This window comes from Pseudomonas sp. NFACC16-2, assembly GCF_900119205.1.
GTDB lineage: Bacteria > Pseudomonadota > Gammaproteobacteria > Pseudomonadales > Pseudomonadaceae > Aquipseudomonas > Aquipseudomonas fluorescens_Q.
Genome location: NZ_FPIX01000041.1, coordinates 41,985 through 49,199, shown reverse-complemented (window position 1 = coordinate 49,199; position 7,215 = coordinate 41,985). Strand labels below are relative to the sequence as shown.

The 7,215-nt window shown below is 62.0% G+C and carries 6 protein-coding genes; 5 read left to right on the top strand and 1 reads right to left on the bottom strand.

Going from position 1 to position 7,215, the window contains the following annotated elements; all coding sequences use genetic code 11:
• The first annotated feature begins 637 nt into the window (after positions 1 to 637).
• Entirely contained in the window at positions 638 to 1,579 is a 942-nt protein-coding gene (locus BT116_RS24705) for a LysR family transcriptional regulator (protein WP_072347868.1), read from the top strand.
• A gap of 26 nt (positions 1,580 to 1,605) precedes the next feature.
• On the opposite strand, the gene BT116_RS24700 is transcribed toward BT116_RS24705, so the two are convergent.
• Positions 1,606 to 2,616 carry a GlxA family transcriptional regulator gene (locus tag BT116_RS24700; RefSeq protein ID WP_092156475.1) on the bottom strand — a complete coding sequence of 337 codons (1,011 nt, stop codon included), beginning with the start codon at positions 2,614 to 2,616 and terminating at the stop codon, positions 1,606 to 1,608.
• Between the two features lie 199 nt (positions 2,617 to 2,815).
• On the opposite strand from BT116_RS24700, the gene BT116_RS24695 reads away from it, so the two are divergent.
• From BT116_RS24695 to BT116_RS24680, 4 genes are all read left to right on the top strand, one after another.
• Entirely contained in the window at positions 2,816 to 3,823 is a 1,008-nt protein-coding gene (locus BT116_RS24695) for an ABC transporter substrate-binding protein (protein ID WP_072347864.1), read from the top strand.
• Between the two features lie 111 nt (positions 3,824 to 3,934).
• Positions 3,935 to 4,927, top strand: a complete 993-nt coding sequence (locus BT116_RS24690; protein ID WP_072347862.1) for a helix-turn-helix domain-containing protein — start codon at positions 3,935 to 3,937, stop codon at positions 4,925 to 4,927.
• Between the two features lie 69 nt (positions 4,928 to 4,996).
• The gene (locus BT116_RS24685) at positions 4,997 to 5,929 is read left to right on the top strand and encodes a SphA family protein (protein WP_072347860.1); all 933 of its coding nucleotides are present in this window, start codon (positions 4,997 to 4,999) and stop codon (positions 5,927 to 5,929) included.
• 12 nt (positions 5,930 to 5,941) lie between these two features.
• A complete protein-coding gene (locus BT116_RS24680) occupies positions 5,942 to 7,198 on the top strand; it encodes an MFS transporter (RefSeq protein WP_072347858.1) in 1,257 nt (418 codons plus the stop codon).
• Positions 7,199 to 7,215: the final 17 nt, after the last annotated feature.

Sequence of the window (7,215 nt, the reverse complement as noted above, 5' to 3'; positions counted from 1 at the left end):
AAGGTGCAAAAGCCTGGCTGCAAGGGAAATTATTGGTGGCTTGCCTGATCGAGCGGTTGATCGCAGAAGGCGAGCATTTTTCCCCTGAGCCAAAGGAAGAGCTCACAAAAAAACGAACGGGAGCAGGTGGATCTGCGGCGCTCTCGCTGGCGTGAGATGGCGTTTGTCCTTTGGCTGCTTTGTGGCGCAATCGGTCCATGTTTGTCGCTATTCGATTGCCTTGAGCAATGGGATTACTTTAGCAATGCTTTACGTGAGTCCCCGCGAAACACGCGGGGATACCAGCGAGACGGGCTACGGGGCGAGGGGTTTGGTTAGCGCCTATGGGATTTATCCCCGCTGGGCTGCGCAGCAACCCTAAAGCAGTGACTCAATCCTATTGGCCCATCGAGTTGCCTGTCTTGGGGACTGCTGCGCAGCCCAACGGGGATAAATCCCCTCGCCACAGGGCCTGGATATATACCGAAGTATCGATGACGTTGCCCAAAGGGTGAGTCGAGTGTCCCCACGTACAACAGACCTGGCACGCCTCGGGGATTACGCTTTCAACACCTCGTCGCCTTAGGCCTTGATGGAGGGCGCAGGCGATGATCTTGTCCACTTCCGACTCAATGGCCTGGCGCCTGGGGCGACGACTATGATGAACAGAAATGACCTGCGTCGTGCTGACATCAATCTGCTGGTGGTCTTCGAAACCATGATGCACGAGCGAAACGTGACCCGCGTCAGCGAAAAGCTGTTTCTCGGCCAGCCAACGATCAGCAGTGCCCTGGCGCGCTTGCGGTTGATGTTCGATGATCCCTTGTTCATCCGTTCGGGGCGGTTGATGGAACCGACCTCCCGGGCGCGGGAAATCTTCTCTAATCTGTCACCGGCCCTGGACGGCATTGCCGCCGCCTTGAGCCGCTGCCAGGCGTTCGAGCCGGCCACCAGCGAGGCGACCTTCCATATCGGCCTTTGCGATGACGTCGAGTACGCCCTGCTGCCGGAGCTGTTGCGACGCCTGCGGGTCGAGGCACCGGGCACCACCTTGGTGGTGCGTCGGACCGATCAGTGGCAGGTCTCCCAGCTGTTGGCCAGTGGCGAGATTTCCCTGGGCATCAGCCCGACACTGGAGCTGCCGGCCAATGCCCGGCGCAAGACGCTGCGGCCGATGCGACCGATGCTGCTGCGCGCCGACTCGCAGCCCGGCGAGCTGACCCTGGACGAATTCTGCCGTCGGCCCCATGCCATCGTATCGTCCATGGGCAATGTCATCGATGATTCGGACCGCGCGTTATGCCTGATGGGTCGACAGCGCCGGGTGGTATTGACTGTGCCGCAGTTCAGCGCCTTGCCCGTGCTGTTGGCCCAGAGCGACATGATTGCCATCGTGCCGGATTACGTTGCCCAGGCGATGGCCATGGTGACCGGCATGCGGGCGCAAGCGGCCCCGATCTGCTTGCCCCAGCACGAGCTTTCCATGGTCTGGCGCGGCGCTTCGCACAATGATCCGGGGGAGCGTTGGTTGCGTGCCCGTTGCAACGCGCTCCTGGCCGAGCAAGCCGACCCGCAGGAGCATTCCAGGCAAGTGGCCTGACGGACAGTTGCGCAAGGTTTTCGCATTCAGCGGGAAAACCGGCTGCGATATTCCCGGGGGGATATCGCGAGATGGCGCTGAAACGTGTGGCGCATTCGTTCCTCGTCACCGAAACCGCAGGATCGGGCGATCTGGTCGATGTTGCGCTGGGAGTCTTCGAGCATTCGACGCGCCGCTTCAAGGCGGAACATCTCGATGGCTTTGGCCGGGGTTCGGCCGGTCTGGCGTTTGTAGACCCGGGCAAAATTGCGCGGGCTCATCCTGGCCTGGCGGGCCAGCCGTTCGACGGTGAGGTCGTTGTCGTCCAGGTGCTCGGAAATCCACACGTGCAGTTCATCGAAGCCGGCGCTCTCTTGCGTCTGCAATTGCAGCAGTTGGCTGAACTGCGCCTGCCCGCCGGGGCGCTTGAGAAACACCACCAGCTCACGGGCCACCTGCAAGGCCACATCGCGACCACAGTCGGCTTCGACCAATGCCAATGCCATGTCGATGCCGGCACTGACACCGGCCGAGGTCCACACGTTGCCCTGCTGAATGAAGATCGCATCGAGGTCCACCTCAACCGACGGGAAATCGTTCTTGAGCATCTCGCACATGGCCCAATGGGTGGCGGCCCGGCGTCCGTCCAGCAAGCCGGCCTGGGCCATAAGAAAGGTGCCGCTGCACACCGATGCGGTGCGCCTTGCCTGGACCGAGGCCTTGCGCAGCCAGTGCACCAGGTCGACACAGTCGATCATCGCCTGCCGAATGTCCGGTGCGCCGGGGACGATCAGCGTGTCGATGAGTGTCCCGTCGAGCTCATGCAGGGCACGGGTATCAACGACCAGGCCTTCGGCGCTTTGCATCAACCCGCCAGCCAGGCTCGCGGTGTGCATGGCGTAGCCGGGCAGGCCGCGCTCGGTCATGGCTTTGGTGGCGGCCCAGAACACGGTCTGGGCCCCGGTCAGGTCCAGCAAACCCATCTGCGGGTAGGCCAGGAATACCAGGGTGCGCGGTTGGGAAACGGATTCGGTGGCGATGCCGATATCCAGGGACATCTCGTTCATGTTCGCTTCGCGCCGTCAGGGGAGGTCTGCAAGGTTATCAAGTGATCGTGCCCGTGAGTGCGGCTTCATGGGCTCGAATACCGAATATTTAGGTGCTATTGATATGCTATTAAGGTATTTAAATTAATATTCTTATAGCTCTAAAGTCGTGGCCTTCAGTCTTTTCACCTACTGTGAGGTTCACCAGACCATGGCTTTCAAGCGTTCTGCGCTCACCTTGTTGGTTTCCCTGGCGGCCACTGCGCTGCTCAATCCCTTGGCCCACGCCGAGGGCAAGATCAGCATCGCCCAGCAATTCGGTATCGGCTACCTGATCCTGGATGTGGTGCGCGACCAGCAGCTCATCGAGAAGCATGGCAAGGCCCAGGGCCTGGATATCAAAGTGGACTGGAACAGCATTTCCGGCGCGACGGCGATGAACGAGGCCTTGCTGACCGGCGCCCTGGATGTGGTGTCGGCGGGCGTTCCGCCGATGCTGACGATCTGGGATCGGACCCGCGGCAAGCAGAACGTCAAGGCCATCGCCTCGCTGGGGTCGATGCCCAACTACCTGCTGACCAACAACCCGAACGTGAAGAGCCTCAAGGACTTCACCGACAAGGACCGGATCGCTGTCCCGGCCGCAGGGGTCGGCTTCCAGTCGCGCACGTTGCAGATCGAAACCGCCAAGGTGTTCGGCAACGATCACTTCAAGAAATTCGACGACATCTCGGTCAGCCTTCCGCACCCGGATGCGACGGCGGCGCTGATCGCCGGCCAGTCGGAGATCAATTCGCACTTCTCCAGCCCACCGTTCCAGTACCAGGCACTGCAAAGCCCCAATGTGCACAAGGTGCTCAGTTCCTATGATGTGCTGGGCGGGCCGGCGACGTTCAACGTGCTCTACACCACGGAAAAATTCCACGACGAAAACCCCAAGACCTACAAGGCGTTCTACGATGCCCTGGTGGAGGCGCAAGGCATCATCAAGGCCGACAGGCCGGCCGCTGCCCAGACCTACATCCGCGTTGAACAGTCCAAGTTGCCGCTGGCGCTGGTGGAAAAAATCGTCACCGACCCCGAAATCGACTTCACCGTCGTTCCGCAACGCACCTACATCTATGCCGAAAAACTGCATGAGCTGGGCGTGTTGAAAAACAAGGCCGACAGCTGGAAGGACTATTTCTTCGAAGAGGCCCATGCCGACGCCGGCAGCTGAATCCGGGCCGATTATCCGTTTTCGGCACAATTGCCCGACCGGCCCACGGGGCGGAATGGAACTTGCCTGAGCTTTGACCCGTAAGCCCTGGAATCATCAAAGGTCGGGTCAATGAACAACTCCAACATGGCGCAGCCAGCGGTCTCGTGGGACCTGTTGCCGACGCTGCCGATCAATCGGTTCCGCACCGCTGACATCGATGAGCACGCCCGCAACATGGGGGGGTGGCAGGTCTGCTATGACCAGTTGACCCCCGGGCGTTTCGACGGTGAGTTGATCGAGTTCCGCTCGGACTGGATGCAACTGGTGCGCGACCGCTCTAATCAGGCCATGACCAAGCAAGGCATGGCCTGGGAGGGCGCCATCACCTTCAGCGTGCCGCTGAGTGCCGATGGACCGGTCTTTTGCTCCGGGCACCCGATTGTCGAACCCAGCCTGTTGGTCGCCTGCGGCCAAAACCTGCCCGAGCTGCGCACACCCCAGCACCTGGATCTGCTCGGTGTCGCCATCGACGAGCAGGCGTTGAAGCATGTGCTGGAGCGCCAAGGCAGTCGTTTTCGAATTACCGATCTTCCCAAGTGTTACCGTCTTGGCAATTCGACGCTGCCCGCCGAGCTTGCGGCGTTGTTCGATGAGCTTGAAGGGGGCGAGCGGGGGCGTGATTCGTTGCTGGGGTACGAGTCGATTCGCCGGGGCCTGCGGGACACGGTGATGTTGCACATATTGGAACTGGTTGCGCCGGACGAAGCACCGCCGCTCAGTCCCACGGCGCGCAAGCGCATGGTCGACCGCGCCCGGGAGTACGCCCTGGCCCATGTCGATGAGCCGCTGTCGATCCTCGACCTGTGCAATCACATCGGTGCCAGCCGACGCAAACTGCAGTATTGCTTCCAGGAGACCCTGGGCATCAATCCGGTGGCTTATCTGCGGGCGTTGCGCCTCAATGCGGTGCGCCGTGAGCTGCGCAATGGCGATCAGGTGCTGGGGGTGCAGGAGGTGGCGGCACGCTGGGGGTTCTGGCATTTGAGCCGGTTTTCCAGTGATTACCGGACCCTGTTTGGCGAAACCCCGTCACACACCTTGCGTCGCACGCATCTGTGCTGAAAACGGATAACGGCTGACCGGCCGGCTCCCTAGGATGACCCCGACACCACATGGCCGGAGGGGCATTCGATGTACCAAAACAAAAAAACAAACACCTGGCACTGTACGTGGTTGACCCTGGGGCTGATCGGTGCCTGCACCGCTGCCCATGGCACCGAAAACGGCGCGCCGACCACGGCGGTCGGGGTCTATGATTTCGGCGCGGGCATGATGCCGCCGGCCACGCCCTTCGGCACTGTCGGCCTGCGTACCGCGTTCTATTCGGCCAACGTGCAGAAAGATCGCCACGGCAAGTCCGTGGACAACAATTTCTCCCTGGATGTCTTGTCCATCGGCCTCGCCTACATGCGCATGACCGATTACACCGTGCTGGGCGCCAAGTATGGCTTCGGCGCCGTCGTGCCGTTCTTCCAGATGGACGCTTCGCTACAGGTGCAGACCCCTGTCGGCCCGCTGGACCTGGAAGCCGATCCGTTTCGCATGGCCGACATGCAGGTGTTGCCGGTGATCCTGCAGTGGACCCTGTCGCCGAACCTGTTCGTCAATGCCCAGTTCCAGATCCAGGCCCCCACGGGCGACTACGACAAGGATCGCTTGATCTCGCCGGGCCTCAACCACTGGACCTTTTCGCCGATCCTCAACGCCACGTACATCTCCGACAGCGGCTTCGAGGTGTCTTCGAGCTTTGAAGCCGACATCAACACCCGCAACCACGCCACCGACTACAAGAACGGCGTCGAGTACCGCCACGAGTTCGCCGTGGGTCAACACGTTGGCCCTTGGACGGTGGGTGTGGGCGGCTATTACTACCGGCAATTCACCGATGACGATGCGCCGGGCCTGGAGGCGGGCAATCGCGCCCGGGTGTTGGCGGTCGGGCCGGCGGTGAGCTACTTCAAGCCCGGCATTCCACCGGTGTGGCTGCATGTCTACAAGGAGCTCGATGCGCGCAACCGCGCCGAGGGCTATACCGCGGCGCTGCGTATTTCCCACAGTTTCTAGAAGGGGCTCGTCATGAACCAATCAAGTTCCGCTTCAACGGCGGCCACCCCGTCGCGCCAGGCCAGTTGGCGCGAAGGCGCAGTACTGATGCTGGGCAGCAGCCTGACGATCATGGGCGCGGTGATGGTCACGCCGATCCTGCCCCGGTTGGGTGCCGAATTCGGTCCCTTGGAACCGCGCGCCGATCTGTTGGTGCCGTTGGCGATCACCGGTCCTGCCCTGGCGATTGCCGTGTGCGCGCCGTTGGCTGGCTGGTTGGCCGACCGGGTTGGACGCAAGGCTTTGCTGGTGATTGCCACGGTGCTCTACGCCTTGCTCGGTGCATTACCGGCCTTGCTCGATAGCCTGCCTTCGATTGTCGGTGTGCGGCTGTTGTTCGGTTGCACGGAGGCGGCGGTGATGACCTGCTGCGCAACCTTGATCGCTGACTATTGGCAGGGCGAGGAGCGATTGCGCTACGTCAATCGGCAGGTGGTGACCATTGGCCTGGTGGGGGCGCTGTTTTTCGTGGTGGGCGGGGTGCTCGGCGAGCACTCGTGGCGTGCGCCATTCCTGTTGTATCTGCTGCCACTGCTGCTGGTGCCGGCCATGCTGAAAGTGCTCTGGGAACCGCCGGTGACGAAGCGGCAGATGCTCGAGCAGCGTGTCGATGAGTCGGCTCCGGCCAAGGTCGCCGTGCTGCCACTGCTGGGCGGCTACCTGATGATCCTGGGCGGCATGGTCCTGACGTTCATCATGCCGATCCAGGCGCCGACGCTGTTGGTCAGCTTGGGCATCACCTCCAGCACGCTGATCGGCCTGGCGGCGGGACTGAGCCTGTTGGCGACCTTGGGCGGTTCGCTGATGTGGCCGTTGCTGCGCCGTCGCTTCGGCATCGCTGGTTGCAACGCGCTGTTGCTCGGCCTGATGGGTCTGGGGCTGTGGCTGCTGATGCGCGGACAAAGCTACAACGCTGTGCTGGTGGCGGTGTTCATCCAGGGCCTGGGGGCCGGCCTGCTGGTGCCCAACGTGATGGCGCCGGTGATGAATGCCTTGACCGCCAGCACCCGCGGCCGGGGTTTGGGCGGGTTTACCTCCTGCCTGTACATCGGCCAATTCGTCAGTCCGCTGGTGGTGGCGTGGGTGGTTGTCTTCGCTGGTGACCAGCGTCACGCCATCCAGTGGCTGGCCCTGGCCAGTTTTGCCTTGGCACTGCTCTGGGTCATCGCCGGCCTGCGCGCACGGGGCCAGGGGCAGGCGAGCACCGTCGGATCACATCAATCGTCGTGACATAAGGAATCTGAAAC